Here is a 16,402-nt window from a genome sequence, read left to right as displayed (position 1 = left end):
CCAAAGGGGCCAGGTGGGCCGAAGGGGCCGGAAGAGCCAGTGGGGACAGAGGAAGCTGGCGGCGTGGCCGTGCCGGGCATGGCGGTATGTCCTCACTCAGGGTCCGCGCCCTGGTTCGACGTGACCGGCGGTGAAAGTCTCCTGGCTCCCGGATCCGCACCCCTCCCGGTCTTCCAGCCCCGCGTACGAAAGCAACCGTACGGTCGAGCCGTGACCCCATACAGGCGATGGGAGAGTGCTCCCCGGTGACAGTGGCGGGACCGCGCCGGATTCTCACCGGCTTCCTCTCCTGCCGCCGTTTGGCTCGGGAAGTCCACCATGGGCCGCGAATGGCCGTCAACTCGCATATGACCCATGACGCCCGAGTGTGCCGAGCCCCACAGACGCGGCCGCACACGAGGCGGCCGCCGGACGGTCGGCGCTGGTCAGCGCCACCATCCGGCGGCCGGTGGGTCGATGAGGACGCAAGCCTCAGGCGACGATCAGATAGATGCCGTACGCCACGGCCGCGGCGCACAGCGCGAAGCAGGTGTACGCGCCGGTGCGAGCGAGCGCGGAGGCGCCGACCGTGCCACCGGACACGGCGGCCGCGGCGCCCTGCTCCGGCGCGGCCTTACGGGACGTCCCGAGGATGCCCAGGGTGAAGACGCCCACCATGCCGACCGTCACCACGAGGCTGACGCCGAAGACCTGGCCGAGTGCCGCCCAGTCGATGCTCATAATTCCGTGGCTCCTTAGCGGGTGGTGCTGCTCGCGACGGCGGGGGTGGGGGTCTGCTCGGGCGTGCGCTCGGCGATGCCGCCCTCGGGGGCGGTCTCCACCGCGCTCTCGGGGGCGGAAAGCTTCGCACCCGCGGGCGGCGGGGCCACGGACCGCAGGGCGGCCGTGACGGCGCCCACCGGCTCGTGTGCGCCGACCTCGTTGACGTTGGTGTGGTCCACGGGCTTGCGGCGCGACAGCGCCCAGATCGCCCCGCAGGCCAGGACGGCGAGCACGGCCACCGCCGTGATCCCCGCGTTCCCCTGGTCGGCCAGCAGCGCGGCGCCGCCCGCCACCAGGCCCGCGGCCGGGAGGGTCAGCACCCAGGCGAGCACCATGCGGCCGGCGGTCGACCAGCGCACCACCGCGCCCTTACGGCCGACACCCGCACCCATGACGGCGCCGGAGCAGACCTGGGTGGTGGACAGCGCGAAGCCGATGTGGGAGGAGGCCAGGATGACGGTCGCGGCGCCGGTCTGGGCGGCGAAGCCCTGCGGCGGCTGGATGTCGGTGATGCCCTTGCCCATGGTGCGGATGATGCGCCAGCCGCCCAGGTAGGTGCCGAGCGCGATGGCCAGGCCCGCCGAGACGATGACCCACAGCGGCGGGTCGGAGTCGGGCGCCACCACGCCCCCGGTGACCAGCGCCAGGGTGATCACGCCCATCGTCTTCTGGGCGTCGTTGGTGCCGTGGGCCAGGGAGACCAGAGCGGCCGAGGCGATCTGCCCCGCGCGGTAGCCCTTCGCGGTGTCCTCCGAAGAGCGGTCGCGGCCGAGCCGGTAGGTGAGCCGGGTGGCGGCCACCGTGGCGATGCCGGCCACGACCGGCGCGGCGACGGCGGGGATCAGGACCTTCATGACGATCGCGTCGCCGTTGACCCCGTCCAGGCCGACGGAGACCACGGTGGCGCCGATCAGGCCGCCGAACAGGGCGTGCGAGGAGCTGGAGGGGAGCCCGGCGAGCCAGGTCACCAGATTCCACAGGATCGCCCCGACCAGCCCCGCGAAGATCACTTCTGGTCGGATACCGGAGTCCTCGTCGATGATCCCGCCGGAGATGGTCTTGGCCACCTCCACGGAGAGGAACGCGCCGACGAGATTGAGGACGGCCGACATCGCCACCGCCACCCTGGGACCGAGTGCTCCCGTGGAGATGGTGGTGGCCATGGCGTTAGCCGTGTCGTGGAAGCCGTTCGTGAAGTCGAACACCAAGGCCGTGACGATCACGATCCCGATGAGAAGCGTGATGTGTTCCATACACCCGGTCAATCAGTTCGAAGGTCGTTAGTGGCACGGTGAACGTAAGGAAACAGGGTGAACGGAAGATGAACTGAGTGGGGCATCAGGGTGACGTGGTTGCGGGAGTGCTACAGCCTGATGAATTCAAGTCTACTTTCCCATGTCGTACGGGAGTTGAGCCTCGATCGAGGACCGTCGGAGGAGGCCCCGGGACCGGCCCCGCGGCCGCCCGCCGTTCACCCTCGTTCACCCACACGGAGGCGGCTGCCCACGAGGCGCGGTCGTAGACAAGCGGCGCGCCCCTTCCGGTCCCGCCATCGCCCGGCCGCCGGACGCCTGGGAGGATCGGGCCTCGGAGGTGAGGGCAGGTGACCCAGTCGCGATCCACGCGGCAGCCGCAGTCGCGGCTGACCCATCCCCTGCGGCAGGCATGGACGCAGGTGGTGAGAACGGCCCGCAGAACCACCGCCGACGGCCTGGTCGTCGGCACCTCGGGCAATGTCTCGGCCCGGGTCGGCGACACCGTCCTGGTGACCCCGAGCGGCGTCCCTTACGACCGGCTCGGCCCACGGGACGCCGTCGCCGTCGACCTCGACGGACAACAGGTCCTCGGTACGCTCGAGCCGACCAGCGAGCTGCCCATGCACCTGGCCGTCTACCGGGAGACCGACGCCGAGGCCGTGGTCCACACCCACGCCGTCCACGCCACGGCCGTCTCCACGCTCGTCGACGAGCTCCCCGCGATCCACTACATGACCGCGGCCCTCGGCGGACCGGTCCGCGTCGCGGCCTACGCGCTCTACGGAACGGACCAACTGGCCGACGCCATGATCGAGGCGCTGCGCGACCGCAGCGGCTGTCTGCTGCGCAACCACGGCACCGTCGTCCACGGCGCCACCCTGGACCAGGCGTATGACCGCACCGCCCAGCTCGAATGGATGTGCCGGGTCTGGCTCACCGCGGCCTCCGTCCCCGGCCGCACTCCCTCCCTGATCCCGCCGGACGAGCTGCGGCGCGCCGCGGACAAGCTCAGCGGCTACGGCCAGCCGAGCTGAGCCCGCCGGGCACCCGCCCGGCCCCGCACCGCACGCGCCCGGGCCCCGGCCGTACGGTCACCCGGCCGGGTACGCCCGCTGGCCGGGGGCCGCCTCCCCGCCCACACTGGGAGGGATGCGTCTGCGGACAACGGCGGTCGCGGCCGCCACCACCTTGCTGAGTGCCGGCGTGGCCGCGGTGGCGGCCGGACGGTACGCCACCAATGCTGCGCTGAAACCGGCCCCCGACCGTCCGCTGCCGAACGAGCCCCCGCTCACCGTGCACGCGACGGCGGCCGGCCAGATCACCCTGACCCGCTCGCTCGCCTCGCTGCGCCCCGGTGTCTACGGCCTTACCGGCCGCTCCTGCCACGCCGTCGTCGGCCCCGTCATCGAGGACGCCCCGCACCCCGCCGACTGCGTGGTGCGCCGCCTGGAGCGGGTCACCCACGGCGACCTCACCCCCGGCACCCGGGTGCGGCTGACCCCCCAGGTGTACATCGGCAATCCGCGGGACGACCTCGGCATCGACCACGCCGACGTCGACGTGCCCGGTGAACTCGGCCCGCTGCCCGCCTGGTTCATCCCCGGCGAACGCTCCACATGGGTGATCACCACCCATGGCCTCGGCACCACCCGTGAGCACCCTATGGTCGTCATGCCCTTCCTGCGGAAGTTGCGGGTGCCGGTGCTCGACCTCGCCTACCGCGGGGACCCCGGCGCCCCCCGGCCCAAGGACGGCATATCCCACCTCGGCGACACCGAATGGCGCGACCTGGACGCGGCCCTCCGCTACGCGGTGGCGTACGGGGCCACCGGAATCGTGCTGCACGGCTGGTCCATCGGCGCCTCGATGGCCCTCCACGCCGCCGCGAACTCCGCGCTGCGCCACCGCGTCCTCGGCCTCGTCCTGGACTCCCCGGTGCTCGACTGGCAGGCCACCCTGCGCGCCCTCGCCGCGGCCCGCGGCATCCCCGCGCCGCTGCTCCCACTCGCCCTGCGGGCCGCCGAGGGGCGCACCGGGCTCCACGACAGCGTGCTTCCGGAGGTGGCCGATCCCGAGCGGTTGTCCGTGCCCACGCTCGTCGCCCACGGCCCCGACGACACCCTCGCGCCGTGGCACGCCTCGCGCGAATTCGCCGACCGCAGACGCGACCTGGTCACCCTTCACACGGTGCGGCGGGCCCCGCACGCGGCCATGTGGAACGCGGACCCCAAGGGGTACGAGGAGGCTCTGCGGCGCTTTCTGATACCGCTCCTATAGTGCCCGTAAGGCGATCGCGGAAGCGCTTGCGAGACGGCGCGGGAAGCGTTCGCGGGGCGGTGGCGCGAGCGTCCGTCAGATGGCGCGAACCGTTCGCGGCGACCGCCGGACGGGTGCCGATTGGGCTTTCGGGCCGTCAACGGCGAGACTGCTTCCGTGACGTCCCGTACTCCGCGCGACTCCCGGCTCCGACTCGTCCGCAACCGGCCGATGGCCACCGCCCGCCGGCCCGCGGTGAACCGCGGCTCAAGACCGGCGCCCCGCCCGCCGGAGGGCACTCCGCCCCCGGCGGAGCTGGCCCGGCGGGCCAGGGCGGGGCTCACCGGGGCCGTGGCGGTCGCCCACTGGGCCGCGGCCGAGCACGGCGCTCCCGGCGCGCTGTCCGACGAGGCCGCCGCCCGCGCCGCCGCCGCGCTCGGGCTGAGCGAACCGGAGGTGCGGAGCGACTGGGACCGCGCCCGCCTCATCGGCCTCATCGAGCACCACGCGGGCACCACCCGCCCCGGCTGGCGGCTGCAGGCGTGGGACCGGGACGACAGCGCCGTGCTGCGCGGCTGGGTCGCGCTCCTCGACGCATGGTCCCTGGCCTGCCCCGCCCCGGCGGCGGCCGAGCCGACGGCGGTCGCGGAGGTCGTCGAGGCCGTACCGCAACTGCTCTCGTTGCTGCAGCTCTCGGCCGGCCCCATGCAGATCTCCGCCCTGCTGGACATGCTCCGGCAGCGGGTCGCCGAGCTGCGCACCGAGCGGTGCGAGGTCCCCCAGGACGCCACGGAGCTCCGGGACGCCACGGAACCCCAGGAGCCCGCGCGGGGCGCCGGGAGCGCGGGGAGCCCCGACGACGCCGAGGACACCGCCACGCTGGAGGGGCTGCTCGACTGGGTCCTGGACGCCCTCTCGTCCGTCGGGGCGCTCACCGTAAGGGAGGAGCCCCAAGACGGGCCGGAGGGCGCCGGGAGCGTGGCCGACGACGCCAAGGGCGACAGCCGGGAGGCCGAGCTGTCCGCGCTCGGCAATTGGGCGGTGTGGGTCAAGCTGGAGCAGATCTGCGTCGCCGCCCAGAGCCCGGCCGGGAACATCGAGCAGCCCGCCGCCGACATGCTGCGCGGCTGTGCGGGCCTCACCCCGGGCCCCGCCCGCGCCGAGTACCGGGCCTGGCTGGCCGCCCGCCCCGTCGGCAGCGCCGTCACCGAGCTGATCGAGGCGGCGCGCGGCGACGACGCGCTGCTGCGCGGGCTCGCCTTCGAGGCGCTGCGCGTCGTCGGAGCGCCCGCCGAGCCCGCCGTACGGGCCGCCGTCGACGAATCGTGCCTGCGGCCGTACGCGCTTCTGTGGCTGGCCGAGCACGAGGGCGCCGACCCGGACGAGGCGCTGGACGCACTCACCCGCGAGGAGGCCACCTGGCTGTGGGTGGACACCGCCGCGGCCATTTCCGACCACGGGGAGAGCCCGCTGCTCGTCCGCCACCTGGAGTCCGCCGTCCAGGGCACCGTGCCCGCGCTGCTGGAGGAGGTACGGGCCGTGGGGCACCCCCGCACCGTGCAGGTCCTGGTGGCGCTGGCCGCCGCCCACCCCGATCCGGCCCTGGCCAAGGCGGTGCGCCGGGCGGCCTTCCAGGTGCACACGGGCGGGGCTTGACAGGTTCACACGGCCGGGCCCGAGGGGGAGCGGCCGAGGGGGAGAGGAGAGCGGCCGCCACGGGAGACCATGGGGGAAGACCGTAAGGTCGCGGCGAGGGCCGTAAGGCCGGGGGAAAACGACTTGCCCGCACCGCTAAACTAGCCGCATGGCAATTCTCCTCGTGCATTAGACGGCGTCGGCCGCTCTCGTCCGTCCCGTCCGCCGTCCACCCTGCCCAGGAGTAATTCCCGTGATCACCGCCTCCGGCGTCGAGCTGCGTGCCGGCGCTCGCGTCCTCATCGAGTCCGCTTCCTTCCGTATCGCCAAGGGCGACCGCATCGGTCTGGTCGGCCGTAACGGCGCGGGCAAGACCACGCTCACCAAGTGCCTGGCCGGTGAGGGCATCCCGACCGCCGGCACCATCACCCGCTCCGGTCAGGTCGGCTACCTCCCGCAGGACCCGCGCACCGGCGATCTCGACGTCCTCGCCCGCGACCGCATCCTCTCGGCCCGCGACCTCGACTCCGTGCTCCGCAAGATGCGCGAGAACGAGGACCGGATGGCCAACGGCAAGGGCGCCACCCGCGAGCGCGCGATGAAGAAGTACGAGCGCCTGGAGACCGAGTTCCTCACCAAGGGCGGATACGCCGCCGAGGCGGAGGCCGCGACCTTCGCCGCCAGCCTCGGCCTGCCCGACCGGGTGCTGGGCCAGCCGCTCCATACGCTCTCCGGCGGTCAGCGGCGCCGGGTCGAGCTGGCCCGGATCCTCTTCTCGGACTCCGACATCATGCTGCTGGACGAGCCCACCAACCACCTCGACGCCGACTCGATCACCTGGCTGCGGGACTACCTCAAGACCTACAGCGGCGGCTTCATCGTGATCTCCCACGATGCCGACCTCGTCGAGACGGTCGTCAACAAGGTCTTCTACCTGGACGCCAACCGCTCGGTGATCGACATCTACAACATGGGCTGGAAGCTCTACCAGGCCCAGCGCGAGGCGGATGAGAAGCGCCGCAAGCGCGAGCGCGCCAACGCCGAGAAGAAGGCCGCGGCGCTCAACTCGCAGGCCGACAAGATGCGCGCCAAGGCGACCAAGACCGTGGCCGCGCAGAACATGGCCCGCCGCGCCGAGCGGCTGCTGGCCGGACTGGACGACGTCCGGCAGAGCGACAAGGTCGCCAAGCTCCGCTTCCCCGACCCGGCACCGTGCGGCAAGACCCCGCTGACCGCGGAGGGGCTCTCGAAGTCGTACGGCTCGCTGGAGATCTTCACCGATGTGGACCTGGCCGTCGACAAGGGGTCCCGGGTCGTCATCCTGGGGCTGAACGGCGCCGGTAAGACGACCCTGCTGCGGCTGCTGGCCGGGGTCGAGAAGCCCGACACCGGCGAGGTGACCTCCGGCCACGGGCTGAAGCTGGGCTACTACGCGCAGGAGCACGAGACGCTCGACCCGGACCGCACCGTCCTGGAGAACATGCGCTCCGCCGCCCCGGATCTGGACCTGGTCGACATCCGTAAGACGCTCGGGTCGTTCCTGTTCTCCGGCGACGACGTGGACAAGCCGGCCGGAGTGCTCTCCGGCGGTGAGAAGACCCGGCTCGCGCTGGCCACCCTGGTGGTCTCCTCGGCCAATGTGCTGCTCCTGGACGAGCCCACCAACAACCTCGACCCGGCCAGCCGCGAGGAGATCCTCGGCGCGCTGCGCACCTTCGCCGGTGCGGTGGTGCTGGTGACCCACGACGGGGGCGCCGTCGACGCGCTGCAGCCGGAGCGGATCATTCTGCTTCCGGACGGTGTCGAGGATCTGTGGGGCGAGGCGTACGCGGACCTCGTCGCGCTCGCCTGACGAGGGCCGATGGCGGCGCCGGGGCGGCGTTCCGGCCGCCGCCCCAAGAGTCCGGTTCCTCCGCTCCGACGCCCTTCTCATAGATCATTCGGCCTATGCGTGATCCATCATCTGAGTGAGAGCGGCTGGTATCGCGGCGCGTCGCGGGCCACCGGCGCATGCGACGTGCCGTGCGCCGGTCCGGACCTCTGCGACCTTGTTCACGTATGCCCTGACCTGCCTCTTCGCCGATGAACACGAAAGAGTGTCAGGTTGAACAGCGCCGGAATCCTTGATTCCGAAGGCCGTCGCGCCGCGATCTCCCGCAATCCTTCATCCACAGACCTTGCCGAATGGGTGGCCAGGAAGCTCTGTAGGGGTGATCATGAGAGTCCAGAGCGCACTTCCCATGAGGAGGCACGGGTGGCCGAGACTCTGAAGAAGGGCAGCCGGGTGACCGGCGCCGCGCGCGAAAAGCTCGCGGCAGACCTGAAGAAGAAGTACGACTCCGGGGCGAGCATCCGGGCGCTGGCCGAGGAGACCGGCCGTTCCTATGGATTCGTTCACCGGATGCTCAGTGAATCCGGAGTCTCCCTACGGGGACGCGGTGGCGCGACGCGAGGCAAGAAGGCCGCCACGGCCTGATCGCACGCGCTGTGCTCCGTCATCATCAGCAGGCATGGACAGGGGTGCCACCCGGCTGATCGTCGGTTCGGCCGGGTGGTTACTGTGCAGTCACTTGTACTGACCGCACTCGACCGGAGGCCCCTGTGACCCTGCTCGACAAGGACGGCGTTCAGCTCAACGTCGATGACACGGTCGCCACGGTGACCCTGACCAACCCGGCGAAGCGCAACGCCCAGTCGCCCGCCCTGTGGCGGGCGCTGGCCGAGGCGGGGAAGCTGGTGCCGGGCACCGTGCGCATCGTGGTGCTGCGCGCCGAGGGCAAGTCCTTCTCGGCGGGCCTGGACCGTCAGGCGTTCACGCCCGAGGGGTTCGACGGCGAGCCGTCGTTCCTCGAGCTGGGGCGCGGCTCCGACAGCGAACTGGACGCCGCCATCGCCGAGTACCAGCAGGCGTTCACCTGGTGGCGGCGGAACGACATCGTGTCGATCGCCGCCGTCCAGGGCCATGCCATCGGGGCCGGTTTCCAGCTCGCGCTCGCCTGTGATCTGCGGGTCTGCGCGGAGGACGCACAGTTCGCCATGCGCGAGACCAGCCTCGGGCTGGTGCCGGACCTCACCGGCACCCATCCGCTGGTCGGGCTCGTGGGATATGCCCGGGCGCTGGAGATCTGCGCGACCGGGCGCTTCGTCCATGCCGAGGAGGCCGTGCGGACCGGGCTCGCCAATCTCGTGGTGCCCGCCGCCGAGCTCGACGGCGCGGTCCAGGACCTGGCGGCGGCCCTTCTTGCCGCGCCCCGCGACGCCGTGATCGAGACCAAGGCGCTGCTGCGGGGGGCCGTAGACCGCACCTACGAGGACCAGCGCGTCGCCGAGCGCGCCGCCCAGGCCCGTCGGCTGCGCGACCTGGCGGGGCTGACGGACTAGACGGCGCCGTTACGGACCAACGGTGCGCTGGTGTGGACAGCCGGCGCCGCTTCCCGGTGGGGCCGCCCGCGCCGCCAGCAGGTGCCCGCGCCGCCAGCAGTGCCCGCGCTGTCACGGCGTGCGCGCTGTCACGGCGCTCGCGGCGGCTCCACCGTCGGCACCGCCTCCAGCACCAGCACCGCGAGGTCGTCGTCGATCGGCTCGGGGCTGAAGTCATACGTGGCGCGCCGCACCCGCTCCGCGACCGCCTTGGCCCCCAGCCCGACGCAGTCCCGCAGGATGTCCGAGAGGCCGTCGTCGTCATCGAGCTGACGGACGCCGTTGCGCCGCTCGGTCACCCCGTCGGTGACGCACAGCAGCGTCTCGCCGGGCGCCAGGTCCAGCGTGTCGGCGTGGAAGTCCGGGTTCTCGTCGATGCCGAGCAGCATCTGGGGGCTGGCGGCGGGCGCGACCGTACCGTCGGTGGTCAGCCGCAGCGGCAGCGGATGGCCGGCGCTCGCCAGGGTGCAGCGGGCGCTGCCCCCTTCCGGGTCGGGCTCCAGCTCCCCGTACAGCAGGCTCAGGAAGCGTGGCCGGGACTGTTCGCCGTCGATCTCCGCCGCCTCCGCGTCCTCCTCCACCAGCGCCTGGTTCAGCCGGTTGAGCACCGACTCGACACCATGGCCCTCGCGGGCCAGCAGCCGGACCAGATGGCGGGCCAGCCCCGTGACCGACATCGCCTCCGGATCGCTGCCCTGGACGTCGCCCAGCAGGAAGCACCAGCGGCGGTCGCCCATGGGGAACAGATCGTAGAAGTCGCCGCCGACGGTCTGTCCCTCGCCGTGCGGCTCGTAGACGATCGCCGAGTCCACCCCCGGAATGTGGGCGAGCGACATGGGCAGCTGCCGGCGCTGCAGTGCCCGGCTGATCGTCGCCTGCCGGGTGTACTGCCGGGCCGTGGCCACCGCCTGGGCCACCCGCCGCGCCACGTCCTCCGAGAGCCGCACCACGCCCTCCGCCATCCGTGGCACGCCCGCCCGGCCGATGAGCAGGGCGCCGTGGCTGCGGCCGTGTGCGATCAGCGGGAAGCACACCGCCGATCCGCCCTGGCTGTCCGCGATCCCGGGCCAGGGCCAGGAGGTGCCCGCCGAACCGAGCCCGGTGGGCGGCGGATGCCGCTCCAGCGACATGCGGAGCGCGCCGATACGGTGCTCATCGCTGTGCCAGACGCGGGCGAGCTGCAGCCCGCCGCTCGGGGTGGTCAGCCAGACCGCGCACCAGTCGGCCAGCCGGGGCACCAGAAGCTGCCCGGCGAGGGCGGCGACCATGTTCTCGTCGAGCTGGCCGGTGAGCAGTTCGCTGGCCTCGGCGAGGAAGGACGGCCCGCCGCGGTCGACCCAATCGGCGGTCGGATCGCGCTGCTCGCGCGGCGTCACGGGGGCGAGGGTCTCGGCGAACCGCAGCTCACGCCCGAGCGCTTTGGTGGGGATGGCGTCGGACTCGGGCACCGCACGCTCGGCGTCCAGCCGGAACCAGACCGCCTTACGGGTGCGGTGATAGGTCACGCCCCAGGATTCGGCGAGCGCCCCGATCAGTTGGAGCCCGCGGCCGCGGCCCCGGCGCTGGGTCTGGGGCCCTCCGTAGACGGTGCTGGCGGGGTGGAGGTCCGCCACCTCCACGACGATCCCCGGCCGTCTCGGCGGGTCGGCCGGGGAGGGCGTCTCGTCGGGCTGCCCCATGGTGTCGCCCTCGTCGGCGGTGGCGTCACCTGGCTGGAGTCGGCAGACCACCTCGACCCGGGTGCCCGCGTGCAGGACCGCGTTGGTGACCAGCTCGCTCACCAGCAGCACAGCGTCGTCGATCGACCGCTCGTCGAGGGCGACCGGCTCGAACGCCTCCGCGGCGCTCTGTCCCGTAAGTGCCGTACGGACGAAGGTGCGCGCTGCGCCGGGCGCGCGCACGCTTCCGGGCAGCGTCGTCCGTGAGACGGACTCACGCGCGAGAGGAAACAAAGCTCCCACGTGCGGCTCCAGGGCAATATGGGCGGTTTAGGCCATCTAGGTGCCATATTATGACAGACAGGGGGAATTGAATGATCTTTAAGGGACGACGCCATGGCACTCGACCCGATCACCACCGACACTTCCCCGGCACGGCCCGCGGATGGTGCGGATTCCGCTGGGCCGTCCGGCCCGGCGTGCAATGCGGAGACCACGTCCGAGCTGCGTTCCCTGCTCGCGGCGATGAACGCACTGTGCGACGGTGACTTCACTGTCCGTGCGGACCCCTCGGCCGAGGGTTTGGTCGGCGAGATGGCCGGGGTCTTCAACCAGCTCGTGCTGCGCAACGCGCATCTGGCCGGGGAACTGCAGCGGGTGCGCCGAGAGGTGGTGCGCCAGGGCAGGCTGGACGAGCGGATCACCGCGAGCCCCGGTCCGGGGGCCTGGACGACCAGCGTGGATGCGGCCAATCACCTGTTGGACGCCCTGGTCGGCCCGGTGTCCAATGCCACGCGGGTGCTTGACGCGATCGCCTCGGGCGACCTGACCCAGCGGGTGGATCTGCACGACGGAAACCGCCAGCTCCGCGGCGATCTGCGGCGGCTGGGGCGCGGGGTGAACCGCACGGTGGACCAGCTGTCGCTGTTCACCGGCGAGCTGACCCGGATCGCCCGCGAGGTCGGCACCGAGGGCCGGCTGGGTGGCCGCGCCAAGGTGCAGGGACTCTCCGGCGACTGGCGCATGGTGACGGAGGCCGTCAACACCATGGCCTCCCGGCTGACCGCGCAGGTCCGCGACATCGCCGAGGTGACCACCGCGGTCGCCCGCGGTGACCTCACCCGTCAGGTGACCGTCGAGGCCACCGGTGAGCTGCTGGAACTCAAGCTCACCGTGAACACCATGGTCGACCAGCTCGGGGCGTTCGCCGACGAGGTGACGCGGGTGGCGCGCGAGGTGGGCACCGAGGGTGAGCTGGGCGGCCGGGCCCAGGTCAGGGGCGTGTCCGGGGTCTGGAAGGACCTTACGGACAGCGTCAACTTCATGGCGTCCAACCTGACCTCGCAGGTCCGCAATATCGCCCAGGTCACCACGGCGGTCGCCACCGGCGATCTCTCTCAGAAGATCACCGTGGATGCGAGGGGCGAGATCCTGCAGCTCAAGTCGACGATCAACACCATGGTGGACCAGCTCTCCGCCTTCGCCGACGAGGTGACGCGGGTGGCCCGCGAGGTGGGCACCGAGGGTGAGCTGGGCGGCCGGGCCCAGGTCAGGGGCGTGTCCGGGGTCTGGAAGGACCTTACGGAGAACGTCAACTTCATGGCCGACAACCTGACCTCGCAGGTCCGCAATATCGCCCAGGTGGCCACCGCCGTGGCGGAGGGCGATCTGAGCAAGACGATCACGGTGGAGGCGAAGGGCGAGATCCTGGAGCTGAAGTCGACGATCAACACCATGGTGGACCGGCTGTCGTCCTTCGCCGACGAGGTGACGCGGGTGGCCCGCGAGGTGGGCACCGAGGGCAACCTCGGCGGCCAGGCCCAGGTCCGCGACGTGTCCGGGGTCTGGAAGGACCTTACGGAGAACGTCAACTCCATGGCCCTGAACCTGACCTCCCAGGTCCGCAATATCGCCCAGGTCACCACGGCGGTCGCCAACGGCGATCTCTCGAAGAAGATCACGGTCGATGCCCGGGGCGAGATCCTGGAGCTCAAGGAGACCGTGAACACCATGGTCCAGCAGCTGCGCTCGTTCGCCGACGAGGTCACCCGGGTGGCCCGCGACGTCGGCACCGAGGGCCAGCTGGGCGGCCGGGCCGGAGTGCCGGGAGTCTCCGGGGTCTGGAAGGACCTTACGGACAACGTCAACTTCATGGCGTCCAACCTGACCTCGCAGGTCCGCAACATCGCGCAGGTCGCCACCGCCGTGGCGGAGGGCGATCTGAGCAAGAAGATCGACGTGGACGCGCGCGGCGAGATCCTCGAGCTGAAGACCACCATCAACACCATGGTCGACACGCTCTCCTCGTTCTCCGACGAGGTGACCCGGGTGGCCCGTGAGGTCGGCAGCGAGGGCCGCCTGGGCGGTCAGGCCCGGGTCGAGGGCGTCTACGGCACCTGGAAGCGGCTGACCACCGGCGTCAATGAGCTCGCCCTCAACCTGACCACCCAGGTGCGCGCGATCGCCGAGGTCGCCTCCGCCGTCGCCCAGGGCGATATGTCCGGGTCCATCTCGGTCGAGGCACAGGGCGAGGTCGCCGCGCTGAAGAACAACGTCAATCTGATGGTCGCCAACCTCCGCGAGACCACCCGTGCCAAGGACTGGCTGGAGTCCAACCTGGCCCGTATCGCCTCCCTGATGCAGGGCCACCGCGATCTGGTCGAGGTCGCCGATCTGATCCTGAGCGAGCTGACCCCGCTGGTCAACGCGCAGTTCGGAGCGTTCTTCCTCAGCGCGGCCGGTGCCAAGCCCGGTGAGGGGCTCGAGCTCATCGCCGGATACGGCACCGACCAGGACGCGGTCGGGGGCGACGGCCAGACCCCGCGGACCGGCCCACCGGGCCGCGGGCTGGTCGCCCAGGCGGCGGTGGGGAAGAAGCGGATCCTCATCAACGACGTCCCGCCCGACTACCTCGCCATCAACTCCGGGCTGGGCTCCGCGCTCCCGGCCAGCGTGGTCATCCTGCCGATCCTCTACGAGGACCAGGTGCTCGGAGTGATCGAACTGGCCTCGTTCAGCCGGTTCAGCGAGGTCCACCTGGCCTTCATCGACCAGTTCGTGAACACCATCGGCGTCTCGATCAACACCATCATCGCCAACGCCCGCACCGAGTCGCTGCTCTCCGAGTCCCAGCGGCTCACCACCGAGCTGCGCCAGCGCTCGAACGAGCTGCAGCGCTCCAACGCGGAGATGGAGGAGAAGGCCGCGCTGCTGGCGACCGCCTCCCAGTACAAGTCCGAGTTCCTCGCCAATATGTCGCATGAGCTGCGCACCCCGCTGAACTCGCTGCTCATCCTGGCCCGGCTGCTCGCCGACAACCCCGAGGGGCGGCTGTCCCCCCAGGAGGTGCAGTTCGCCGCCACCATCCACCGCTCCGGCTCCGATCTGCTCCAACTGATCAACGATGTCCTGGATCTGTCGAAGATCGAGGCGGGCCGGATGGACGTCCGTCCGAAGAAGCTGCCGCTGGTCAAGATCCTGGACTATGTGAACGCCACGTTCCGGCCGCTTGCCGTCGACCGGGGGCTGTCGTTCGAGATCGCCGTCGGCGAGGACGTACCGCGCGAGATGTTCTCCGATGAGCAGCGGCTCCAGCAGATTCTGCGCAATCTGCTCTCCAACGCCCTGAAGTTCACCTCCTCGGGCGGGGTGACGCTGCGCGTCGAGCGCACCCCGGGAGCGCAGTTCGACGAGGAGGCGCTGCGGTCCGCGGACGCCGTGATCGCCTTCGCCGTCACCGACACCGGTATCGGCATCCCGCCGGGGAAGCTGCCGGTGATCTTCGAGGCGTTCCAGCAGTCCGACGGCACGACCAGCCGCAAGTACGGCGGCACCGGCCTCGGCCTGTCCATCAGCCGGGAGATCGCCGGAATGCTCGGCGGCCGGATCGTGGCCGAGAGCGAACTGGGCGTCGGCTCCCGCTTCACCCTCTACGTTCCCGTGCACTACAGCGGCGTCGCCCCGGTGCCCGACCCTTCGGACCCCAGGGCCACCGGCTCCACCGTTCCGGCGGCGGCCCCCGCCCCGGACGAGACGCTGCCGGACACCACCGACCACGCCCCCAGCGGGGTCTTCGGCGAGGCGGACAGCCTGGTCGCCGCCCGGGCCCTGAGCGGCGGGGCCGAGACCGGGGACGGAGGCGAGGCCGGGGACAACGACGACGGCTGGCCGGGGGCCACGCAGCTCAAGGAGTGGCAGCGCGGACGCCCCGGCCGGGTGCTGGACGGCCGCCGCATCCTGATCGTCGACGACGACATACGGAACGTCTTCGCGCTCACCCATGTGCTGGGCCGGGTCGGCATGACGGTGAAGTACGCGGAGAACGGCCGTGAGGGGCTGGAGGTACTCCATCGCAACCCCGACGTCTCGCTGGTCCTGATGGACGTGATGATGCCCGAGATGGACGGGTACGAGACGATCCGGGCCATCCGGAGCACACCCCGGCTCGCCGATGTGCCGATCCTCGCCCTGACCGCGAAGGTCATGCCCGGTGACCGGGAGAAGGCCATCGACAGCGGTGCGAACGGCTATGTCCCCAAGCCCGTGGACGTCGACCGGCTGATGTCGGCGATCATCGAGCTGCTCGATCCGGTGGGGGAGGCGGGGAGCGGGGGCGGTGACGCCGCCGTGGCTGATGGTGACGCTGCCGCGTCAGGTGGTGACCCTGCTGTGGTCGGTGGTGACGCCGCCGCCTCCGGTGGTGACCCTGCTGCGGTTGGAGATGACGCCGTCGCGTCTGACGGTGATGCCTTCGACGACGCCTCGCTCGGCGTGCCGGGCGGTGTCGAGGACGGCGATGGAGACGGCGCCGAGGACGGCCGTGCGGATGACGGTGAGGGCGTCGGCCGGGACGGGAGCGTGCCCGACGAGACCGGTCCGCCGAGGCCGAGGCAGGGGGAGTGATGACGACCGCATGCGAGAAGGCCGGAATCCTCATCGTCGACGACATGGAAGAGAACCTGATCGCGCTGGAGGCCGTCCTCGGCCCGCTCGATCAGCAGCTCGTCCGCGCCCGCTCCGGCGAGGAGGCGCTGAAGGCGATGCTGCGGCAGGACTTCGCCGTCGTTCTGCTCGATGTGCTGATGCCGGGCATGGACGGCTTCGAGACCGCCGCCAACATCAAGCGGCTCGACCAGACCAAGGACGTCCCGATCATCCTGCTGACCGGGACCGACGCCGACTCCGACTACGCCTACCGGGGCTATGCGATCGGCGCCGCCGACTTCCTCACCAAACCCTTCGACCCCTGGCTGCTGCGGACGAAGGTCAATGTGTTCCTGGAGATGCACCGCAAGAACTGCCGGCTCGAGGCGCGGACCGAGCAGCTTGCCGACCGGGTGGCGGAGCTGGAGCGCACGGTCGAGGGGTTGCGGAAGTACAGCGCCGAGGGTTGATCGGCCCGGACTGACTGGCGGC

The 16,402-nt window shown here is 71.4% G+C and carries 11 protein-coding genes and 1 riboswitch; of the genes, 8 read left to right on the top strand and 3 right to left on the bottom strand.

Going from position 1 to position 16,402, the window contains the following annotated elements; translation table 11 throughout:
• Window positions 1-113: 113 nt before the first annotated feature.
• Window positions 114-334, bottom strand: a riboswitch (cobalamin riboswitch).
• 137 nt (window positions 335-471) lie between these two features.
• Together CGL27_RS13415 and CGL27_RS13410 are read right to left on the bottom strand one after the other, a co-directional pair.
• Window positions 472-720 carry a hypothetical protein gene (locus CGL27_RS13415; RefSeq protein ID WP_119986847.1) on the bottom strand — a complete coding sequence of 83 codons (249 nt, stop codon included), beginning with the start codon at window positions 718-720 and terminating at the stop codon, window positions 472-474.
• Window positions 721-734: 14 nt separating this feature from the next.
• Window positions 735-2,015 (bottom strand): inorganic phosphate transporter, encoded by a 1,281-nt coding sequence (locus tag CGL27_RS13410; protein ID WP_119986845.1) that lies wholly within the window; start codon window positions 2,013-2,015, stop codon window positions 735-737.
• A gap of 350 nt (window positions 2,016-2,365) precedes the next feature.
• On the opposite strand from CGL27_RS13410, the gene CGL27_RS13405 reads away from it, so the two are divergent.
• The 6 genes from CGL27_RS13405 to CGL27_RS13380 all read left to right on the top strand — a co-directional run bounded on the left by CGL27_RS13405 (window position 2,366) and on the right by CGL27_RS13380 (window position 9,290).
• Window positions 2,366-3,052: a class II aldolase/adducin family protein gene (locus tag CGL27_RS13405; protein ID WP_205587687.1), complete on the top strand. Its 687-nt coding sequence runs from the start codon at window positions 2,366-2,368 to the stop codon at window positions 3,050-3,052.
• A gap of 115 nt (window positions 3,053-3,167) precedes the next feature.
• A complete protein-coding gene (locus CGL27_RS13400) occupies window positions 3,168-4,295 on the top strand; it encodes an alpha/beta fold hydrolase (protein WP_119986843.1) in 1,128 nt (375 codons plus the stop codon).
• 210 nt (window positions 4,296-4,505) lie between these two features.
• Window positions 4,506-5,930 carry a hypothetical protein gene (locus tag CGL27_RS13395; protein ID WP_205587918.1) on the top strand — a complete coding sequence of 475 codons (1,425 nt, stop codon included), beginning with the start codon at window positions 4,506-4,508 and terminating at the stop codon, window positions 5,928-5,930.
• A gap of 232 nt (window positions 5,931-6,162) precedes the next feature.
• Window positions 6,163-7,761 carry an ABC-F family ATP-binding cassette domain-containing protein gene (locus tag CGL27_RS13390; RefSeq protein WP_119986839.1) on the top strand — a complete coding sequence of 533 codons (1,599 nt, stop codon included), beginning with the start codon at window positions 6,163-6,165 and terminating at the stop codon, window positions 7,759-7,761.
• 402 nt (window positions 7,762-8,163) lie between these two features.
• Window positions 8,164-8,385 carry a helix-turn-helix domain-containing protein gene (locus tag CGL27_RS13385; RefSeq protein ID WP_014059784.1) on the top strand — a complete coding sequence of 74 codons (222 nt, stop codon included), beginning with the start codon at window positions 8,164-8,166 and terminating at the stop codon, window positions 8,383-8,385.
• A gap of 125 nt (window positions 8,386-8,510) precedes the next feature.
• Window positions 8,511-9,290, top strand: a complete 780-nt coding sequence (locus CGL27_RS13380; protein WP_119986837.1) for an enoyl-CoA hydratase/isomerase family protein — start codon at window positions 8,511-8,513, stop codon at window positions 9,288-9,290.
• Window positions 9,291-9,418: 128 nt separating this feature from the next.
• On the opposite strand, the gene CGL27_RS13375 is transcribed toward CGL27_RS13380, so the two are convergent.
• Window positions 9,419-11,290, bottom strand: coding sequence for a SpoIIE family protein phosphatase (locus CGL27_RS13375; RefSeq protein ID WP_119986835.1), 1,872 nt, complete (start codon window positions 11,288-11,290; stop codon window positions 9,419-9,421).
• A gap of 222 nt (window positions 11,291-11,512) precedes the next feature.
• On the opposite strand from CGL27_RS13375, the gene CGL27_RS13370 reads away from it, so the two are divergent.
• Both CGL27_RS13370 and CGL27_RS13365 read left to right on the top strand, forming a co-directional pair.
• The gene (locus CGL27_RS13370; RefSeq protein ID WP_240450976.1) at window positions 11,513-15,889 is read left to right on the top strand and encodes a HAMP domain-containing protein; all 4,377 of its coding nucleotides are present in this window, start codon (window positions 11,513-11,515) and stop codon (window positions 15,887-15,889) included.
• Window positions 15,889-16,380, top strand: coding sequence for a response regulator (locus CGL27_RS13365; protein ID WP_078640738.1), 492 nt, complete (start codon window positions 15,889-15,891; stop codon window positions 16,378-16,380). Before CGL27_RS13370 ends, CGL27_RS13365 begins: the two co-directional genes overlap by 1 nt.
• The last annotated feature ends 22 nt before the right edge of the window (window positions 16,381-16,402 follow it).

It is taken from the genome of Streptomyces sp. 11-1-2 (assembly GCF_003595545.1).
GTDB classification, from domain to species: domain Bacteria; phylum Actinomycetota; class Actinomycetes; order Streptomycetales; family Streptomycetaceae; genus Streptomyces; species Streptomyces hygroscopicus_B.
Note: the sequence above shows the minus strand (reverse complement) of the source record. Positions and strands in the feature narration are given on the sequence as shown.